The sequence below is a fragment of the Echinicola arenosa genome (assembly GCF_014841125.1).
In the GTDB taxonomy this organism is placed as follows: domain Bacteria; phylum Bacteroidota; class Bacteroidia; order Cytophagales; family Cyclobacteriaceae; genus Echinicola; species Echinicola arenosa.
In genome coordinates this window covers 263433-283057 of sequence record NZ_JACYTQ010000002.1, presented here as the reverse complement: position 1 = coordinate 283057, position 19625 = coordinate 263433, and the positions used below count along the sequence as shown (strand labels likewise).

At 38.8% G+C, this 19625-nt stretch carries 17 protein-coding genes; 11 read left to right on the top strand and 6 right to left on the bottom strand.

What is annotated here, in order from left to right; genetic code table 11:
• Positions 1-278 precede the first annotated feature (278 nt).
• The 4 genes from IFO69_RS05980 to rocD all read right to left on the bottom strand — a co-directional run bounded on the left by IFO69_RS05980 (position 279) and on the right by rocD (position 5827).
• On the bottom strand, positions 279-1439 hold the full coding sequence (locus IFO69_RS05980; RefSeq protein WP_192009168.1) for a porin: 1161 nt from the start codon (positions 1437-1439) through the stop codon (positions 279-281).
• A 124-nt stretch (positions 1440-1563) separates the two neighbouring features.
• The gene (locus IFO69_RS05975) at positions 1564-2874 is read right to left on the bottom strand and encodes an ammonium transporter (RefSeq protein ID WP_192009167.1); all 1311 of its coding nucleotides are present in this window, start codon (positions 2872-2874) and stop codon (positions 1564-1566) included.
• Positions 2875-3406: 532 nt separating this feature from the next.
• Positions 3407-4375: a porphobilinogen synthase gene (gene hemB, locus IFO69_RS05970; protein ID WP_192009166.1), complete on the bottom strand. Its 969-nt coding sequence runs from the start codon at positions 4373-4375 to the stop codon at positions 3407-3409.
• 210 nt (positions 4376-4585) lie between these two features.
• A complete protein-coding gene (gene rocD, locus IFO69_RS05965) occupies positions 4586-5827 on the bottom strand; it encodes an ornithine--oxo-acid transaminase (protein WP_192009165.1) in 1242 nt (413 codons plus the stop codon).
• Between the two features lie 255 nt (positions 5828-6082).
• Here rocD and rpmB point away from each other — a divergent pair, with 255 nt between their 5' ends.
• From rpmB to IFO69_RS05910, 11 genes are all read left to right on the top strand, one after another.
• Entirely contained in the window at positions 6083-6325 is a 243-nt protein-coding gene (gene rpmB, locus IFO69_RS05960; protein ID WP_015264420.1) for a 50S ribosomal protein L28, read from the top strand.
• A gap of 30 nt (positions 6326-6355) precedes the next feature.
• Complete coding sequence (rpmG, locus tag IFO69_RS05955; RefSeq protein WP_192009164.1) at positions 6356-6538, top strand: 50S ribosomal protein L33; 183 nt, start codon at positions 6356-6358, stop codon at positions 6536-6538.
• Positions 6539-6586: 48 nt separating this feature from the next.
• Complete coding sequence (locus IFO69_RS05950; RefSeq protein ID WP_015264418.1) at positions 6587-6739, top strand: DUF4295 domain-containing protein; 153 nt, start codon at positions 6587-6589, stop codon at positions 6737-6739.
• Between the two features lie 97 nt (positions 6740-6836).
• A complete protein-coding gene (gene ftsY / locus IFO69_RS05945; protein ID WP_192009163.1) occupies positions 6837-7796 on the top strand; it encodes a signal recognition particle-docking protein FtsY in 960 nt (319 codons plus the stop codon).
• 173 nt (positions 7797-7969) lie between these two features.
• Complete coding sequence (locus tag IFO69_RS05940; protein WP_192009162.1) at positions 7970-9085, top strand: hypothetical protein; 1116 nt, start codon at positions 7970-7972, stop codon at positions 9083-9085.
• Positions 9086-9108: 23 nt separating this feature from the next.
• Complete coding sequence (locus IFO69_RS05935) at positions 9109-10263, top strand: hypothetical protein (RefSeq protein WP_192009161.1); 1155 nt, start codon at positions 9109-9111, stop codon at positions 10261-10263.
• 463 nt (positions 10264-10726) lie between these two features.
• On the top strand, positions 10727-12193 hold the full coding sequence (locus IFO69_RS05930; protein WP_192009160.1) for a Gfo/Idh/MocA family protein: 1467 nt from the start codon (positions 10727-10729) through the stop codon (positions 12191-12193).
• A 178-nt stretch (positions 12194-12371) separates the two neighbouring features.
• Positions 12372-13685 carry a 30S ribosomal protein S12 methylthiotransferase RimO gene (rimO, locus tag IFO69_RS05925; protein WP_192009824.1) on the top strand — a complete coding sequence of 438 codons (1314 nt, stop codon included), beginning with the start codon at positions 12372-12374 and terminating at the stop codon, positions 13683-13685.
• Between the two features lie 226 nt (positions 13686-13911).
• Positions 13912-14160, top strand: coding sequence for a hypothetical protein (locus IFO69_RS05920; RefSeq protein WP_192009159.1), 249 nt, complete (start codon positions 13912-13914; stop codon positions 14158-14160).
• 88 nt (positions 14161-14248) lie between these two features.
• The gene (locus IFO69_RS05915) at positions 14249-15412 is read left to right on the top strand and encodes a hypothetical protein (protein ID WP_192009158.1); all 1164 of its coding nucleotides are present in this window, start codon (positions 14249-14251) and stop codon (positions 15410-15412) included.
• A 38-nt stretch (positions 15413-15450) separates the two neighbouring features.
• A complete protein-coding gene (locus IFO69_RS05910; RefSeq protein WP_192009157.1) occupies positions 15451-16455 on the top strand; it encodes an adenosine kinase in 1005 nt (334 codons plus the stop codon).
• 34 nt (positions 16456-16489) lie between these two features.
• Here IFO69_RS05910 and IFO69_RS05905 read toward each other — a convergent pair whose 3' ends face one another.
• Positions 16490-17158 (bottom strand): LuxR C-terminal-related transcriptional regulator, encoded by a 669-nt coding sequence (locus IFO69_RS05905; RefSeq protein WP_225444022.1) that lies wholly within the window; start codon positions 17156-17158, stop codon positions 16490-16492.
• An 83-nt stretch (positions 17159-17241) separates the two neighbouring features.
• Positions 17242-19182, bottom strand: a complete 1941-nt coding sequence (locus IFO69_RS05900) for an HAD-IIIC family phosphatase (RefSeq protein ID WP_192009156.1) — start codon at positions 19180-19182, stop codon at positions 17242-17244.
• Between the last annotated feature and the right edge of the window lie 443 nt (positions 19183-19625).

Here is a 19625-nt window from a genome sequence, read left to right as displayed (position 1 = left end):
CACTTCATATATCGAATATGAGATTAAAAGGTTTCAAATAAATCGCTATTTTAATGTGGTTTTAATGTCAATAATGAAATTTATAGCTTGGTATTTTAATTATATGATAATTTTTTAGTTTTTAGAGATGGGTGAATTTGTGATAATTACAGGTTTTGATCTTAAAGTAGGGTTTGGGTAGACCCGTTCAAAAGTGATTTAGTGTAAAAAGAAGAAAACCACGGCTTTTTGCAAAGCGCGTGGTTTTTTTAGAAAAATTTCAGTTTGTCAGAAAAAAATTAGAAAGAGAATACGGCTGCTAGTAAGAAAGATGACAAGCTTTTAGATCCTGCCAAGTCATTGTTTAAGAAGAACTCTTCTTCAGACATTGAGTCCAGTCTTACTTCTGGGATCAATGTAAAGTTTTCCGTAATTTTTGCATTTCCAGATAAGGTTACCGCAAATACACTTCCGTCTCCAGCATCATCTAATCCAACTACGCCGTCAAGGCCGCTGTTGAAAACATTGAAGTACTCACCTCTTAATCCAACTGCAAATTTTTCTGAAGTAGAAGCTTGTAGGTATCCAGCTACACCATAGAAGCCTGCGCCATCGCCGTCCACATCAGAGATGCTGCTTCCGTTATAGGATTCTCCTGCTGCAGTCGTGTTGTAGGTGGCATTCAAACCAACGTATACTGTTTCGGAAACGTCATAGCCAGTAGTAAGGTCAATTTGGAAAGTAGTACCAGCGGACATGTCACCTGCTGCGATAGGATAGTCTTCATCCAATTTACCATCTTGGTCGCCATAAACCATGTTTAACCAAGTTCCTCCGTTATCATTGGTGTATCCTAATTGAGCGCCTACAGTATAAGTACCTGTAAGGTTAAATTCAGTCATGTCTGTAGGGTTCATCACCGCAGCCATAAATGACCAGTTGTCAGAAAGGGCAAAGTCTGCTTTTAGGCCAGTGTGAGAGAAAGGTCCATACGAGAACATGTAAGAAGTAGAGTAGTTAAAGTTAGCCGTTGGGGAGATTACTTCGTAACCCAAAAAGGTGTTGAAGTTACCCATGGTTAATGTTACTCCGTCGCTTACATTCCAGTACATGTATAATTGATTGACAATTTGGGAGCTTCCGGCCATTCCGCCAGCATACATGGGAGAGCCAAATACAGCATCTTCACCTCTAGGTCCAAAAACCAAGTCAGCTACAAATCCTACTTTTTCTCCTTCATAGGCAGCGATAATGTTGGCCATGCCAAGTGCAAATCCAGGAAGGTTGGCAAAAGATGTGGCGGGGGCTTGGGCATTTTCTCCCTTGTTAGGAGCGCCAAAGTTAGTTCTATAATAGGCGTCAACAGATCCAGAAATACTTACTTTTGATAAATCTTGGGCCATTACTGTGGTAAAAGAGCCTAGAAAGAGTAATACAATTAGTAGTTGAAGTTTTTTCATTTTACTTTAGATTATTAGTTGATTGTTAGGATTAGCTGGTAAATTAACCCTGCCCAAGCAGAAGAGATTGGCGTTTTTTCTTTGGGCAGGGTCTTTTGGTTGTATAGTGGTTGTGGTATGTTTTTTATTCGTCGTAAACGATCGTGTATCCTCTGATACCGTGCTCGTGAGAATCCAAGCCAGTTTTTTCATGTTCTTCAGATACTCTGATGCCTACTGTAACTTTCAATAGGTAGAAGATGACAAAGGCACAAATAAAGGCAGTAACTCCGCAGATAACTACTCCTGTCAATTGAGTGATGAAGGAATGGTCAGGGTTGGTAGAAAAAATACCTACAGCAAGTGTTCCCCATATTCCGCAAGTCAAGTGGACAGATACAGCACCAACGACGTCGTCAAGTTTTAATTTGTCAAGGAATACAGCTGAAAGTACTACAAGAATTCCTGCTACAAAGCCTACAATGATGGCTGGCCCCGGGTTGATTACATCAGCACCTGCAGTGATGCCTACTAAACCCGCTAAGATACCGTTCAGTACCATGCCAAGGTCTAGTCTTTTGAATACAAAATATCCAGCAAGGAAGCCTCCTAGTCCACCTGCACAAGCAGCAAGACAAGTCGTTACCAATACAAATGAAACCAAAGCAGGGTCGGCAGAAAGAACAGATCCACCGTTAAAGCCGAACCATCCTAACCATAGTAAGAAGACACCTATTACAGCTAATGGAACACTGGCTCCTGGTTTATCAACAGTTTTGCCATTTACATATTTACCAATACGAGGGCCTACAAGGATTACCCCCGCGAGAGCTCCCCAGCCACCAACAGAGTGGACAAGTGTAGATCCAGCAAAATCATAGAAGCCCCAATCGTCAAGAACTCCTCCGCCCCATTTCCAGCTTCCGATGATAGGGTATACTATACCTACATAGATTACTGTAAAAAGAAGGTAGGCCCAAAGTTTTACCCTTTCGGCAATGGCACCCGATACGATAGTAGCGGCAGTGGCGGCAAACATGGCTTGGAACAAGAAGTCTGTCCAATAAGTATAGCCACCATCAGCATAACCAGCAGTTACGTCTGCATCTGCAGGAGAAAACCAGAACATGCTCCAGCCTGCTCCGTCAAACCCAAACCATCCTGGCACGTCAAAACCTGGGTACATTAAAAAGAACCCACAAAGCGCGTAGGTCATTAATCCAATGATTGGGGTGACAGTATTCTTGAAAAGAATGTTAACTGTGTTTTTGGCTTGGCCAAATCCGGCTTCTACACCTGCAAAACCAAGGTGCATAATGAATACGAGGGCTGTGGATAGCATCATCCACACATTGTTTGTTGTTAGTAAGTTTTGGGTGATGTCAGCAGTTAAATCTGCTCCCTGAGTCAGGGCTTCTGTACTTACCTGGGCTAGGTCGTTAAAACTCCATTTCATAAAGTTGAATGTTTAGATAGACTTATTTTTCGAAATTTTTTATGGGTTAGTGAATTTATAATATTCTAAAGGTAAATATTTTTTATGTAAAAAAACAAACCAATAATTGATAATAATTCATAAATGAAGATATATAAGGGCTGTTTAGTATCTTAAAAAGTTAAAAATGTTGTGAAAATTGAAATTGCAGGTGTTTTTTGTAACCATAATAATTTTTGAAATTTTTTGTAATGGATTAGCCGTAATGGCAGTAAAATGTGTTGCCGTATACGGTGGTGTAGGAAAAAATTCTATTTTTTATTCTAATTGCAATATAAAGTAGTGGTGAGGTGTGGAAATATTGGTTATTGGTCCTTTTTCAGTATTTATTTTTGTAGGAAGGAATTTGATGTTGTTGGTGTTTAGGATAACCGGTTCTGTAGAAAAACATGAAAAATGGTGGGGAAGTGGTTAGGATTTCATGCAAAAACTAAAAAAGCCAATCATTTGAGGAATGATTGGCTTTGAAGCTGACTAAGTCTTGTATTGGATATTATTTGACCAGTTGGGCAAATTCCTTGGCAAAGTAGCTTAATATAATGCTTGCGCCAGCTCGCTTTATACTTAGCAGGGATTCGAGCATGACTTTTTCACTGTCCAACCAGCCCTTTTCTCCGGCTGCTTTGATCATGGAGTATTCTCCGCTGACATTGTAAGCGGCTATCGGGAGTTGTGAGTTTTCTTTAAGGAGTTTGATGACGTCAAGATAAGCCAAAGCTGGTTTAACCATTAGGAAGTCAGCTCCCTCGAGTTCGTCCAGTTCTGCTTCTATTAGGGCTTCGTTAAGATTGGCCGGGTCCATTTGGTAGGTTTTTTTGTCGCCTGCTTTAGGGGCTGAGTCCAATGCATCTCTAAATGGGTTGTAAAAAGCACTGGCATATTTGGCAGTGTAGGACATGATGGAGGTTTCTTTGAATCCTGCAATGTCCAAAGACTCTCTAAGGTAGGCGACTCGTCCATCCATCATGTCAGAAGGGCCGATGATGTCAGCGCCTGCTTGAGCTTGGGCCACTGCCATCTTTCCCAAAATATCCAAGGTTTCATCATTGAGGATTTTGCCATTTTCAACGATTCCGTCATGTCCATCAGAGCTATACGGGTCCATAGCAACATCTGTCATGATGCATGCTTCTGGGAATGCGCTTTTGACCTGGTGGATAGCTTGAAGATAGAATGTCTCCGGATTATAGCTTTCAGAAGCGTATTTGTCCTTTTTGTCTTCAGGGTAGGCAGGAAAAATGTCAAATGCTTTGATGCCAAGGTTCATGCATTCTTCAATCTCTTTTAAAAGAAGGTCTATGGAATGCCTGTAAATTCCTGGCATAGAAGAGACTTCTTCTTTTTTGTTATTTCCTTCGATTACGAATATTGGAAAGATGAAATCTTTCACAGAAAGCCTTGTTTCTTCAATCATGCTTCGGATGACTGGTGATTTTCGATTTCTTCTTGGTCTTCTATACATAAGGGGAAGTGCTTTAATTAGTGTAGCGCAAATTTAAGAAAAACTGTGGTCTTATAGAGTAGGGTAATAGGTTACTGATGTCCAATTATAGTATAAGGTGTTAGCATTTAGGTCGGGGAAGTAGTGAGGGGAGGTTTTGTTTTGTTGCATTCAATAATAAAGCCCAGCACTTTTAATAGCGCTGGGCTTCTGAACAATCTACCGTCATTGTTAATGTTTGAATTCAGAGATGGTCTTTTCAATGATGTCACAACACTCGTGGATTTGTTCTTCTGTGATAACCAAAGGCGGGGCAAATCTGATAATGTTTCCATGAGTAGGCTTAGCCAATAGTCCATTCTCTTTAAGGGCAAGGCAAATGTTCCAGGCCGTTTCGCTATCTTCTGAGTCGTTAATGACAACTGCATTTAATAGACCTTTTCCTCTAACAAGTTTTACAAATGGAGACTTATCCACCAACTTTTGGATTCTAGCTCTGAATAATTCACCTAGTTTTTCCGCATTTTCAGCTAGCCTTTCATCTTTGACCACATTCAATGCAGTCATGGCGACCTTGGCTCCCAATGGGTTTCCTCCAAATGTTGACCCGTGTTGGCCTGGCAAAATCACTTCCATTATCTTGTCATCAGCCAATACTGCTGAGACTGGATAGAAGCCTCCTGAGATAGCTTTTCCTAAAATCAACATGTCAGGTTTTACTTCTTCATGATCGCAGGCAAGTATTTTGCCGGTTCTGGCTATTCCTGTCTGGATTTCGTCAGCTATAAATAAAACACCGTGCTTTTTACATATCCTAGAAACTTCTTTTAGATAACCATCTTTGGGGACGTATACACCGGCTTCTCCTTGAATGGGTTCAACCAAGTAGCCAATGATATTGTCATGTGTTTTGAGTACTTCCTCAAGTGCTTCGGTATCATCGTAAGGAATTGAAATAAAGCCAGGGGTATATGGTCCAAAATTCTTTCTTGCATTTTCGTCATTGGAAAAGGAAATGACAGTGGTGGTTCTTCCGTGAAAATTGTTTTCAGCTACGATGATGGTTCCTTGGTTTTCAGGGATTCCTTTCTTCTCATAGCCCCATTTTCTTGCGATTTTAATAGCTGTTTCGACACCTTCCGCACCGGTGTTCATGGGCAATACTTTGTCATAGCCGAAGTATTCGCTGAGGAACTTTTCAAATGGCCCAAGTACATCATTGTGGAATGCCCTGGAAGTAAGGGTGAGAGTTCCTGCCTGTTCTACCAATGTTTCCATTATCCTTGGGTGGCAGTGACCTTGGTTGACAGCTGAGTATGAAGATAAAAAGTCGTAATATTTTTTTCCTTCTACATCCCACATGTATACCCCCTCTCCTTTAGATAATACTACAGGCAGTGGGTGGTAATTGTGAGCACCGTACTTGTTTTCTAAATCGATAGCTTGTTTGCTGGATGTAATGGATTCAATCATAACCTTAATTTTTTTGTTGTATATTTGGGTTTTCTTATATAATCAAATATAGGAAAAGCCTTTAGATATAAGAAGTGGAGCAAAAAAGTTGCCATAGTGCCATTTCAGATCAATAGATTGAAAGGAATATGGTAAGTTCAATGAATAGCAATCATTTAGCGAATAATTTTTGGCAGCTCTTTTGGTTATTCCCGAAAACTTCCGATATTTGCAAACTCAATTAGAAAAACGTCTTAAAAATTACGATCATATATCATGGCAAAAGTTTGTGACATCACCGGTAAAAGACCTCGAGTAGGTAATAATGTATCGCACGCGAACAACAAGACCAAGCGTAAGTTTTATCCTAACTTGCACAAGAAAAGTTTCTACGTGCCAGAAGAGGATGCTTGGATCACGTTGAAGGTTTCTTCAAAAGCATTGAGAACTATCAATAAGAAAGGCATCAGCGCTGTTTTGAAAGAAGCTCAGGCAGAAGGACACATTATCATTAAATAATCATTTCCGAATCAATAAATAGATAGAGCGATGGCTAAGAAAGGAAACAGAGTTCAAGTGATTTTGGAATGTACAGAGCACAAAACAAGTGGTGTTCCAGGCACTTCAAGATATATCACAACTAAAAACCGTAAGAACACTACTGAGAGATTGGAACTTAAGAAATATAACCCAATCCTTAAGAAAGTAACGGTTCATAAAGAAATTAAATAATTTTGAGGAACTGTTAGGCCTTAGGCTTGACAATAAAACCTAAAAGATATGGCTAAGAAAGTAGTAGCAACCCTGAAAAAAGAAGGTGGTGTAACATACGCAAAGGTGATCAAGGCAGTTAAGTCTGAGAAAACCGGAGCATACACTTTCAGAGAAGAGATGGTACCCACCACTGAGGTGAAGGATACCCTTGCAAAATAATTGCCTTGCTTTAATCGTAATGCAAAAAGGATAATCCCTCTCGATTGAATTCGGGAGGGATTTTATGATTATATTCAGGTCTAATTTGTTAAAGACTATGGGAATTTTTGGATTTTTTTCTAAAGATAAAAAGGAGAGCCTGGACAAAGGCCTTCAAAAAACCAGTGAAAATCTCTTTTCAAAACTGGGCAAAGCTGTTATTGGTAAGTCCAAAGTAGATGATGAGGTACTGGATGAGCTGGAAGAGGTGCTGATCACATCTGATGTGGGTGTAGACACAACTATCAAAGTCATCCAACGAATAGAGGAGCGAGTGGCAAGAGATAAGTATGTCAATACTGCTGAGCTGGATAAAATTTTAAGGGAGGAAATCGTAGGTTTGCTTGAGGAAAGTAACTTAGAGGACCTTACCAATTTTGAATTACCCAAAGATAAAAAGCCTTATGTGATCATGGTGGTGGGGGTGAACGGTGTGGGGAAAACCACCACTATCGGTAAGTTGGCGCACCAGTTTAAGTCTGCAGGGAAATCAGTCGTGCTAGGTGCTGCGGATACTTTCCGCGCTGCTGCGGTGGATCAATTGATCTTGTGGGGTGAAAGAGTTGGTGTTCCAGTTATTTCCCATGGGATGAATGCAGACCCTGCTTCTGTTGCGTTTGACACGGTCAAGAAAGCAGTAGAAATGGAGGCGGATGTGGTGATCGTGGATACAGCAGGAAGGCTTCATACCAAGGTGAATTTGATGAATGAGTTGAGCAAGATCAAGAGAGTAATGCAAAAGTTCATTGATGATGCCCCTCATGAAATTTTATTGGTGTTGGACGGATCGACGGGACAAAATGCCTTTATCCAAGCCAAAGAGTTTACCAAGGCTACCGAGATCAATGCTCTGGCCATTACCAAATTAGACGGTACTGCCAAAGGAGGTGTTGTTATTGGAATTTCAGATCAGTTCAAAATTCCAGTAAAGTATATTGGGGTCGGTGAAAAAATGACTGATCTACAGATTTTTAATCGAACAGAGTTTGTAGATTCCTTGTTCAAACAAAAACAGTAAAAGTAAACCTACGTTATAGATGAAATCCTCGGAGTATCCGCTTCGGGGATTTTTTTTGAACTGGATTTTTCTTTGTAATATTTTAAGGATTTCATAGATTCGGTTGCTTACTAATGTTTTCGTTTATGTTTCACCGTTTAGCCTGTTCTATTTTTCTAATCCTAACATTTTTAATGTCCTGCGGAAAAAAAAGTGAAGGTCTTTCCCATCTGCAGGAAAATAATTTTGAATTGGAGTTGTTTGACTCTATTGTGGTGGATTACATCGGCAAACTGGCATTGCAAGATGTTTCTCCGAACGGAAGGTGTTTTTTGGCGTATGATCAGGTCGCTTCAAAGTTTGTGACTTTTTCAGATCAAGGCCAGGTCATTGGAATGTTTGTTCTGAAAGGGGAAGGTCCTGGGAAATATGGAAATTACCATACAGGAAAGCCCGTTTTTATAGATAATGAGTCTTTTTTATTGAGCTCAAATAAAGGTCAGTTTCAATACAGTTTAAAAGGTGATCTGCTTCATCACTTTGAGCCAGACTTTGAAGCTTCTTACCGTTTTATCGTTCCATCGGCCAAAAATACAGTGGCGATGAAGAAAGGGTTTGTCTCGATACTGCAGGGCCGGTACAATGACCTGGGAGTGTCCATTGAACACCAACTTAAGTCCAGACAGTTGGAGTACTTGGATATTTCATCAGGGAAGTTTATTCCGATTGTGCCATTTCCTGCCAAAAGCAAGTTTTCCAGTGATCAGCTATTGTTTCATGATGTTTATGTCAGGCCTATTTTGGCAAGTGAAGAAGATATGCTTTTCGTCACATTTAGTAATGAGTCAAGATTATATGGGTATAAGGAAGGTGAATGGGAAGAACCTGCTTGGTCCGTTGATTTGCCTATTGAGAATTTTGTGGAGGCAAAAGGAATTGAGGCCGACAAGACAGACTTCGAATTTGACATAACCCAGTTTTATTTCGGAGGGATTCAGTCGTTAGATGTTTTGACAGACAGTTTGTTCCTTATAAAATATTCAGAAGGGTTGCCATTGGATGAAGTGAAATCGTTGCAAGAACAGCATAAGGATGAAATGGAAGTGTTTTTTCAGAAAATTGCTCAACTGAATAAAACCCATTTTCAAGTCTTAGAGGGAAACAAGTTCAGTCACGATATTCAAGTTCCTGATCCCTTGGGAGTGTTGTCTTTGGTACAAGAACGGCAGTATTTGTGGTTTGATCTGGACTACGAACAAAAAGAGAATGATTACAGTGTTTTTTATAAATGTAAATTAATTGAAATATGATTATTCAAAGTTTTTTAAGTGCAATGGCAATTATAAGAAGTGTGTCAAGATTAAGTTCAATGGTTCTTTTTGGTACACTTGGGGTATGGGGGATGAATTCTTGTAAGCAAAAAGTAGAAGATGTAGCTTTGACTGAAGGGGCAGAGAAGCGTTATCATTTGGAAATTGTGGACTCTATTCGTTTAGATTATCGAGGGGAGCTTGAAATTACCGACATTGATGTAATGAGTGGAGAAATTCTTGGTTTTAACTTTAAAACTGAAGAACTGATTATTTTTGATCAATCTGGTGAAATTCATGAGTTGTACTCAAGGGGAGGGGATAATCCACATCCCATCAACAGCCCAGTTTCTTTAGGGTTTTATGAAGAGGGAAAGCTATTGGTGGCCAATAACTTTGGAAAACTATCAGTCTTTGAAAAAAATGGGACGCATGTTAAAGATATTGCTCTTCCATTTACAATTGAGTTTCATAATTGGAATCAAAAGAAGAAAATTTTTAAGGTTTCAGATGATCTTTTATTAGGTCAAATCTCAGGAGGACGAAGTGAGGAATACAGGGAATACTACTTGGATTTTATTGACTTAAAAAATGGGAATTTAAACCCCGTTCTTCCAATTCCTCAGTCCAGTAAGTATAAAGTAGATCAATATTTTGGTCCTCTTTATCCAAATGTCACTAGAAATGATAATTTTATTTATTTGCTATTGGGAAATGAGCCGGTATTATATGTTTATGAAATTAAGGGAAAGACCCTGTCTTTTGTGGAATCTGTCAGTTTTGGAAGCGATAAGTTTGTAAGTGCCATTCCTTCAGAAAGTCAAAAATCCTTCGATTGGGATAGTAATTATAAAGAAATGCGCCCTGGAGATGTGCAGTTCTCAGACAGCTTCGGAAATAATATTATTGTGGTTTATAGAAATGGTATTAGAAATACAGAATATAATGAGGAATTAGTAAATGATCCTTTAAAGTCTCGAGAGGTAAATCCCTATTATATTGCAGTATTGGATAAGGAGCATAATTTGGTTGATAAGAGTGTTGCACTGCCTTTAGAGGCTAAAATGATCAAAGCTGTGATGCCAGATGGAAAAATAATGGCTTCGAAGAATAAATATTACTTTGGTCAAGAAGAGGATTTTGAGACTTTTTATTTGTTGGAACTGATAGAAGAATGAATCGAAATATACAGCAAATAAAAAGACGCTGATTCCCATCAGCGCCTCTTTAAAAAGTAAAGCAAGGAGTTGAAAAAATTATCGTTTGCTGTACGAGTACCAAAAGTAGATATTTATTTACCTACGCTAGAAAATGTGTCGTTATGAATAGTTTAAATCCAAGGCATACAATTAATATTTATTTAATATGAAAAATGGAGCACCCCGTGTGCTCCATTTATAGTTTTAGAAAATAGATGTTTTTCAACTTTTTACTAGATTTTAGTGAAATATAGGAGGTTTTATCGGAGGTAAAGAGTTTCGGCAAGATTTGAATAAATGAATATTGTCGCTTGATGTGTATTTTTAATTCGGAAGAATTTTGAAAGAAACAATATCATGAAATAGTAGTGGTCTAGAAATAAAAATGCCTAAATTACGGTTGGTAATTCGATTAAGCACTTAACCCAACAGTTTATAACCAATGGAAAAATCAAAAAAATCGGAAGAGAATAACTCGCGTAGAAATTTCATTAAAAATGCCGCTTTGGCATCTTCAGTTTTAATTGTACCGAGACATGTCTTGGGAGGCGTGGGTTTCACCGCTCCGAGTGATCAGTTGAATATCGCAGCTATTGGTGCAGGTGGAAAAGGCGCCAGTGATATCAAAAATGCTTCGGTTAATGGCCGCGAGCGCGTAGTGGCACTTTGTGATGTGGATTTTTCAGGATCTGCTTCACAGTCGGTGAAGAATTTCCCTAATGCCAAATTGTATGCGGATTACAGGGAGATGCTGGATAACGAAAAGGATATTGATGCGGTGACCATTTCTACCCCTGATCATGTTCATGGTCCAGCGGCTAAGTATGCCATGGAGAGAGGTGTGCATTGTTATGTACAGAAGCCCATGACCCATAATATCCGTGAGGCCAGAATGCTTACGCAGATGGCTAGGGATGAAAAAATCGTTACCCAAATGGGGAACCAAGGGGGTTCGAATCCTTATCTACAAATCGTACAGGACTGGATTGATTCAGGAAAGATAGGTTCCGTATCCAAGGTACAGATATGGACCAACCGTCCGGTATGGCCACAAGGTAATGCTTTTCCTGAACCAGCACCTAGTAAAAAGCCTGATGATTTGGCTTGGGATCTTTGGTTAGGCCCCTCTAAGAAGATTCCTTATACGCCTAATATCCATCCATTCAACTGGAGAGGTTGGTGGGAATATGGCACAGGTGCCCTTGGGGATGTAGGATGTCACTTGGTGGATATTCCTTTCCGTACATTGGGATTACATTATCCAAAAGATGCAGAATGTAGTGTGGGCGCAGTTTACAGCCAAATGTGGACGCCTGATTATCATCCTGAAGGTTGTCCTGCGTCGTCTTTCATTACCCTTCACTTTGATGCTACAGAAAAGAGCAAGTCACCAATTGAGATGACTTGGAGTGATGGAGGTATCCGTCCAGCTCACCCTGATATTATCCCGGCAGATCATGATATCGGAGGGGCTGAAAGTGCAAACGGCGTTCTGATCATAGGAGATAAAGGAATTATTTCAACCAATATCAATGACAGTTCACCTCTAATGCCGAAGCTGTATTATAATGATGGTACCACGGAGTTTGGTCCACAAACTGAGGACTTCCCAGAACCGGAATATGGTCATCAACGCAAGTGGGTGGATGCCTGTAAAGCAGGTTTTGGAAGTAAGGAGCATAGAGAACTTACCTCATCATTTGATTATGCCGGCCCTATGACGGAGACGGTATTAATGGGGAACTTGGCTATCCGTAGTTATATGCTTAGGAAAGAAAATGCTAAAGGCAGAACGGAATATTATGGCAGAAAGAAATTGCTTTGGGATGGTGAAAAAATGAGAATCACCAATTTGGAAGAAGCCAATCAGTTTGTAGGTAGAGAATACCGTCAAGGCTGGGAAGTATAATTGCTTCAAGTACCGAAAATATGATCAAACAGGTCATGGCACTAAGTCATGGCCTGTTTTGTTTTTTATGAGGCTTAAGAGGATGGTGTTGATGCAATGGGGTCAAGTAATACTTAAATGGCAACACATCATGCGTATTGTTTAACTTTTTGTACTTTTGCAGGAAAGCAGAAAAGATTTGAAGGCGAGAACGTTAAAAAAAGATAAGGTGAATATCATCACCATGGGGTGCTCCAAAAATTTGGTGGATTCAGAAGTGATGCTCACACAGTTGAAGGGGAATGGGATAGCGGTGTCTCATGAGTCTCAGCAGAAAGATAATAATATCGTTATCATTAATACTTGTGGGTTTATAGATAATGCCAAGCAGGAGTCTGTAGACACCATATTGCAATATGTGGATGCCAAGGAAAAAGGCTTGGTCGAGAAGGTTTATGTGACAGGTTGCCTATCCCAAAGATATAAGGATGACCTGGAGAAGGAAATTCCTCAAGTGGATGCTTTCTTTGGTACCAGAGACCTTCCAGCACTTTTGAAAAAATTCAAAGCGGATTACAAGCATGAATTGGTTGGAGAACGTTTGTTGACACATCCTTCCCATTACGCTTACATGAAGATTTCTGAAGGCTGCGACAGGCCATGTTCTTTTTGTGCTATACCCTTGATGCGCGGTGGCCATGTTTCTAAGCCAATTGAAGAGTTGGTCAAAGAAGCTGAGCACAAGGCTGCCAATGGTACTAAGGAGTTGTTATTGATTGCCCAAGACTCCACTTACTATGGGTTGGACCTCTATAAAAAGAGGCGTCTGGCAGATTTGATGACATCCTTGGCCGATGTCAATGGAATTGATTGGGTGAGACTGCACTATGCTTACCCAACAGGTTTCCCAATGGACGTCATTGATGTGATGGCGGACCATCCTAATATATGTAACTATTTGGATATTCCTCTTCAACATGGTTCCAGCGAAGTGTTAAAGGTAATGAGGAGAGGCACGAGCAGGGAGAAACAGGAAGAATTGATCCATCGTATTAGGGAGAAGATTCCAGGTATTGCCATCAGGACAACCTTGATAGCAGGGCACCCAGGTGAAGGAGAAAAAGAGTTTCAAGAGATGGTGGACTTTGTGGAAAGAATGAAGTTTGAGCGTTTAGGGGTGTTTACTTATAGCCACGAAGAAGATACCCATGCATTTTCCATGAAGGATGATGTCCCACAGGAAGAGAAGCAAGCAAGAGCAAATCACTTGATGGAGGTCCAGGAGCAGATTTCTTTTGATCTTAATCAGGAAAAAGTCGGAAAAAACTTTAAGGTACTAGTAGACAAAAAAGAGAATGGGTACTTTGTGGGGAGAACTGAGTATGATTCTGTGGAAGTCGACAATGAAGTGTTGATTGATGCTTCAAAGCACTATTGCCGAATAGGTGATTTTGTGGATGTCAAGATAAAGGAGGCTACTGAATTTGACCTTTATGGAGATGTGATTAACTAAAATTATGATATTATAGACCAAAGCAAGAAGGCCGGTTCATTGAATTGGCCTTCATGTTTTTTGATTATAACCTCATATTTTAAATAGATTTCCTTATATTAAAGTTATTGCTTTGGGAAAAAGTATATAAATCGATTTATGTTTGGTTCCCAAGTTTACCCCAAATAACCTGAAGTCCTTAAAGGTCTTTGGGCTGAAAATAGTTTTGATAAAAGGATTAGCAAATATGAAAAAGCTAGTAGCTTATCACTTAGTGACTATTTTGCCCATGATGATTGTGATGCAACTGTTCCTATATGATTATATAGGTTGGGGCAATTTTTTTGTTTTGTTTGTACTTTACTTTTTTGTTTACCGTCCTGTCTGGGATTATCGTAGACTGAAATCCAAAGGCTTGGTGAACCGTGAAGAGTTTGTTAAGTCTTGGGGTTTTATACGTTTTAAATACGTGCAGGAGCTGATGTTTAAGAAATAATTGCATATCGGAAGAGCTTAAGTACAGGCTTCTTTTTCTTTCCCTTCAAACTCCCTATTTTTAGCCTTTCAAAAAAACACCCATTACCATGAAGTTATTGGAGGTGACCAACCCTGCTCTTGCCAAGGAGTTTTTGGATATGGCAGTAAGGTTATATAAAAACGAAAAGAATTGGATTCAACCCATTGATACCGATATTGAAAGTTTGTTCCATGAAGAAACCAATAAGCTCTTCAGAAAAGGAGCCAAAGCAAAACGTTGGTTGCTAAAAAATGAAAAAGGAGAGACTATAGGCAGAATCGCGGCTTTCACCAATCCAAAATGGAAAGATAAGCAACCTACTGGTGGTATGGGCTTTTTTGAATGTATTGATGATCAGGAAGCGGCATTCCTTCTGTTTGATACCGCTAAGTCTTGGTTAGAAGAGCAGGGTATGGAGGCGATGGATGGCCCTGTGAACTTTGGTGAGCGGGACAAATGGTGGGGATTGTTAGTGGATGGTTTTTCTCCTGCCAATTATAATATGCCCTGGAACTTTGCGTATTACCAGCAGTTCTTTGAGGAGTATGGTTTTAAGGTATACTTTAAGCAGTATACTTATATGAGGCCAGTAAAAGGTGTTGACTTTGATCCGAAATTTCACAAGAGAGCAGCCATTACCATAGATGATCCCGATTATAATTACAGGTATCTGAAAGGTAAAGAGTTGAAAGAGAAATTTCCCGAGTATTTTGTTACTGTCTATAACAAAGCTTGGGCGAGACATATGGGCAAAACCATGTCCATCAAAGAGGCTCAGTTGATGTTGAAAAAACTAAAACCTGTTTTGGATGAAAAGTTGATTTACTTTGGTTTTTATAAAAATGAACCAATTAGTTTTTTTATTTCCATACCTGAACTTAATCAGATATTCAAGCATGTGAATGGTAAATTGGACTGGATTGGTAAACTCAAATTTCTGTACCATAAGCTATTCAATCCGCCTAATAAGATGCTAGGCTTGGTTTTCGGGGTGGTGCCTGATCATCAAGGTAAGGGGGTAGAAAGTGCTATGGTGAAAAAGTACAATGATATGTCGGGTCAGCCCTCCTTTCCTTATGAAACCATAGAGATGAACTGGATCGGGGACTTTAGCCCGAAGATGATGCGTGTTTGTGAGCAATTGAATGCAGTAATATATAAGACGCATCATACCTATAGGTATTTGTTTGATAGGGAAAAACCCTTTGAGCGTCATAAGATTTTTGAATAGGAATTGTAAATGGCCGTAAGGCTTTGATAGCATAAAATATGAATAAGAAGTATAATGTAGTCGGTATGGGCAATGCCCTAGTGGATATGGAGTTTCAGGTTTCTGACGCCTTTTTATCAGCTAATGGTGTGGAAAAAGGCCTGATGACTTTAGTGGATGAGGAAAGGCAAAATGAGCTGATGAAGGTGATTGATACAGCTGAGGCCAAGAAACAATGTGGAGGATCTGCAGCTAATTCCATCATTGCTGTAAGTCAGTTTGGGGGAAGCTCATACTATAATTGTAAGGTTGCCAATGATACATTGGGTAAGTTTTTTGTGGAGGATTTAAAAGCTTCTGGAGTAGACCATAATCTCAATGTGGAGGCTTTGGAAGAGGGAATTACAGGGAAATGCCTGGTAATGGTAACTGATGATGCAGAAAGAACCATGAATACCTTTTTGGGCATTACCCAAGAATTTTCCACCAAGGATATCAATGAAGCGATAATCAATGATGCCGAATACCTCTATATAGAAGGGTATTTGGTAACTTCTCCCAATGGTAAAGCTGCCATGAAGCAAGCCAAGAAGCTGGCTGAACAGTCGGGAACAAAAGTTGCTTTAACTTTCTCTGATCCAGCTATGGTAAAGTACTTCAAAGAAGGATTTGATGAAGTGATCGGTGCAAGCGTGGATCTTTTATTTGCCAATGAAGAAGAGGCAATGCTTTATACTGGAAAGGATAATCTTCAAGAAGCTAGAGAAGAGTTGAAAAAAGTTGCCAAGCATTTTGTGATTACCCAAGGTAAGAATGGTGCGATGATTTATGATGGAGATACGTTTATAGATATTGAACCTTATAAAACAGAAGCAGTGGATAGCAATGGAGCTGGGGATATGTTTGCAGGTGCATTTTTATATGGCATCACCAATGGACATTCCTACGCGTCAAGTGGCAAACTGGCCAGCCTAGCATCTTCAAGGATTGTGAGCCAGTTTGGGCCAAGATTGGAGTGGCATGAAGCCAAAGAGGTGTTGGAAAAACTGAAACCGGAATTATAGATTATAATTAAAGGGCGACCAGAATGGTTGCCCTTTAATATTTTACTCCAAGCTCAAATGCCATGGCGACCAGCTCACTGATTTTGTTGCATTTCAATTTTTTGAAGATATTTTTCTTGTGTTTTTTGACTGTTTCTTCAGAGATAAATAGCGCATGAGCCGTTTCGTTGGCACTCAATCCCTCAATCAACTTCATGAAAACTTCCATTTCTCTTTTGGTCAGTGATTCTAATAATAGGATTGGAGCGTCTGTTTCAGGAGAAAAGTTCTCATGAGGAGTGATGATGGAAATGGCATGAAGAGGTTTTCCGGTTTTGGATCTTGTGACCGTTTGGGTTATGCCGACCATTAATCTCCAGTTTCCACTTGCATCTTTTAGCTTGTAAGTAAGGTTAAGAAATTTCTCCTTGTCTTCATTGAAAAATGTAAGGGATCTAAATAGCGTTGGATAGTAGGAGGGGTGAATTGTTTTGAGATAATAGATATAATCCATTCCTTTCAGAAAATTATTTTCAAAACCATAGAAAGTTTTACAGGCGTTGTTGATAAATACAGGCCTGTAATTGCCAATGTCATGAAGGGTGATCAGTTGGTCGCTTAGATTGCACCATTGCTCAAAAGCATCGAAATCAATGCTGTTTTTGAGCAGGATATTTCTATCCTTTAATTCTTTAATCAGTTCCTCAAGCTTGAGATGGAGCATGCGTTTTTCATATTAAACCAAAATATAGCAGTTTAACAGCTGAAAAACTAAAAGGGTAAGAGATTACAATGTGTTTTATGATGTCAGAATAGTGGGTTATTTATGAGTAATGATATTTCTAAATTGGCTAGTTCTGGTAATAAATCTATCGCGAAGATGAAATTGAATCTTTTAATTTTAAGCCATATGGATTTTCTGAAGAAGTTCTTGGCTTGGAGAATGGACATTCTTATTTGGCCTTTGAAATAGGTAAAGGAGCTGATATTAGAATTGATTTTTTTATGGGTTATTTTCCCAACCTTTTCCATTATGGCGGTTGCGATCATCCGATAAGATTCCCGGTTGAATTGCCCTATTGAATTAGAAAATTGGCTCGGCTTGGAAATGATTTTCCTCATGTCCAATAAATAGGAATTAGGACTTTCCTTGATGAATTTGTCTAGGACCTGATTCATTTCTTTTGCTCTTAGTGAAGAGTTTTGAGAAAGGGATTTGGGGTGGGTAACTTCACTGCTATTAATAAAAATAATTGGAATGTGATTTGGAATATTTTGTCTTATTTTAATCAGGTTTTCATAAAAAACTTCAGGAGCAATCAATCCAATATCGATGAAGGCTTCACTGAACTGCTTAAGGGTACTTTTATTAATTTTATTTAGTCCTCTAGCCTTCAATTTTTGAAGTATGTAGGGATGTTTTTCTGCCTTGGTCAAAACTTCATTGTCTGTTCCAAGTGGTAATTGGTAGTTTAATTGCCGATGTCGGTAGACCTGTTGAATGTAATCGGTTTGTAGGTTATAGACCAAACAATCATAGTTCCCTTCGAAAACCACACTTTCAAAATAAGCTTTATCCAGAAAAGGAATGAAATGAGATTGGCAGATCTCAGCAATCAACCCCTTAGAGAGTTCTAGTTGATTGACAAGTGTTTGGGTGTGGGTTTGGTAAATCGGGAGATTGTTAGTGACATAATTGGTTTCTTGTTTTACATTGATTCCACTGTTTGAGAGGTAGAATAAAGTTTGTTTGAAATCACATGTTCCTCTGTACAGAATTCGAATTAGCTGTGAATTACTTTGTTTAATGGGGGCGAAAGGCTTTTGGATGTTGCTTTCTATTTCTGTTATCCAATTTGGTGTCGAGTCGTCTAGGTTCTCTGCTACTTCAGGGATTGTTTTGAGTATTGGAAAATCTAATTTAGCAAATAGGTATTGCGGAATACCAAGGTTTAGGATTCGGCATGAAAACACAAAATGGACCAATTGATGATTGATTCTATGATAAGCATAGAAGCCCACTAAACCATAGTCTCCAAAATTGTCCACTACTTTCACCAAGGCACAGTTAAGGTTTGGGTCGGTGATTAGTTTTTGGATTTCATCTTGGCTAAGTCGTTTTTTAGTGAAGTTGAGTTGATTGGTACGGTCAAGCAATTCATGAATTCTGTCCAGGTGATTTTCAAGTTTGGTAATCAAGAGGACCTTAATATTAGAGGCCTTTAAGAAATCAATATTGCTATCATGTTTGCGACTAGCCTCAAACTTTTTTTCTAATACTTTGTATTGGTTAAGCCTTGAAAGATTCATGTCATCTTTACCGGCAAATGCTTCATGAAGCAGTATTTCATCAATAAACTCAGGTAGGTGGACATGAATGTTTGGATTATAATATTTTGCTTCTTCTAGGTTGGAATGGTTGTCATCCAAAAACATGACATTGTTGTCTCGCAATTGACACTTTGTAATGAGCTCCTTGATCAATGTTCCTTTTGGACTCCATGCGATTGAGGGAAATACAAAATAATCCCAAATTCCCAGCTCTTCTAATTTTTGCTTGGCTTGATCATAGTTGTTTTTAGAAACAATACTATTGAGTATTCCTCTTTTAGATAAGGTCTTTACAAGTTCGATGTTTTTTTCATTAGGCCTGATTCCTTCTTCACTTAGGGTGCCATGCCAAAAAGTTTCATCTAAATCCCATATGACCAATTTGATCTTTTCGACCTTTGGCGCTACAGTATTCATGTTTATTTGGGTTTAAGTTAATTATCTTTCAAAAAGGGTTGGTTTTTATATTAATATAGTGAAAAACATTTTTAAAAACCATTACAAATATATAAAAAAGTATTTTGAAATATTAATAATGTATTTTATAAAAATAGTGGTTCTTTAATTTGACATGAAAAACTATCGGAAAATAAAGTCAAATATCGAGAAATTAGGATAATAGAAATATTTAATTTGGATTAAATGAATAGTATTTGAGTTGATAATTTATTTTTCAACAAGCTCTTTTTATGCTTATGTAGGAATAATATAGCAAATGAATCTTGCTTGATTAAGAACGAACTTTATAAAAGTAGATTTGGTTTAAACAAAATAAATCTTCCCAATTAGCTTAAAATGAGGTGGGTGTAAAAAGTGTTTGAACACAGTTGCCTCATGTAAGAAAGAAGATTTGGTAAAGA

Excerpts from the sequence above, each read along its gene's own strand:
- IFO69_RS05980 (WP_192009168.1), bottom strand. The coding sequence starts at position 1,439 with ATGAAAAAACTTCAACTACTAATTGTATTACTCTTTCTAGGCTCTTTT.
- IFO69_RS05975 (WP_192009167.1), bottom strand. The coding sequence starts at position 2,874 with ATGAAATGGAGTTTTAACGACCTAGCCCAGGTAAGTACAGAAGCCCTG.
- hemB (WP_192009166.1), bottom strand. The coding sequence starts at position 4,375 with ATGTATAGAAGACCAAGAAGAAATCGAAAATCACCAGTCATCCGAAGC.
- rocD (WP_192009165.1), bottom strand. The coding sequence starts at position 5,827 with ATGATTGAATCCATTACATCCAGCAAACAAGCTATCGATTTAGAAAAC.
- rpmB (WP_015264420.1), top strand. The coding sequence starts at position 6,083 with ATGGCAAAAGTTTGTGACATCACCGGTAAAAGACCTCGAGTAGGTAAT.
- rpmG (WP_192009164.1), top strand. The coding sequence starts at position 6,356 with ATGGCTAAGAAAGGAAACAGAGTTCAAGTGATTTTGGAATGTACAGAG.
- IFO69_RS05950 (WP_015264418.1), top strand. The coding sequence starts at position 6,587 with ATGGCTAAGAAAGTAGTAGCAACCCTGAAAAAAGAAGGTGGTGTAACA.
- ftsY (WP_192009163.1), top strand. The coding sequence starts at position 6,837 with ATGGGAATTTTTGGATTTTTTTCTAAAGATAAAAAGGAGAGCCTGGAC.
- IFO69_RS05940 (WP_192009162.1), top strand. The coding sequence starts at position 7,970 with ATGTCCTGCGGAAAAAAAAGTGAAGGTCTTTCCCATCTGCAGGAAAAT.
- IFO69_RS05935 (WP_192009161.1), top strand. The coding sequence starts at position 9,109 with ATGGCAATTATAAGAAGTGTGTCAAGATTAAGTTCAATGGTTCTTTTT.
- IFO69_RS05930 (WP_192009160.1), top strand. The coding sequence starts at position 10,727 with ATGGAAAAATCAAAAAAATCGGAAGAGAATAACTCGCGTAGAAATTTC.
- IFO69_RS05920 (WP_192009159.1), top strand. The coding sequence starts at position 13,912 with ATGAAAAAGCTAGTAGCTTATCACTTAGTGACTATTTTGCCCATGATG.
- IFO69_RS05915 (WP_192009158.1), top strand. The coding sequence starts at position 14,249 with ATGAAGTTATTGGAGGTGACCAACCCTGCTCTTGCCAAGGAGTTTTTG.
- IFO69_RS05910 (WP_192009157.1), top strand. The coding sequence starts at position 15,451 with ATGAATAAGAAGTATAATGTAGTCGGTATGGGCAATGCCCTAGTGGAT.
- IFO69_RS05905 (WP_225444022.1), bottom strand. The coding sequence starts at position 17,158 with ATGCTCCATCTCAAGCTTGAGGAACTGATTAAAGAATTAAAGGATAGA.
- IFO69_RS05900 (WP_192009156.1), bottom strand. The coding sequence starts at position 19,182 with ATGAATACTGTAGCGCCAAAGGTCGAAAAGATCAAATTGGTCATATGG.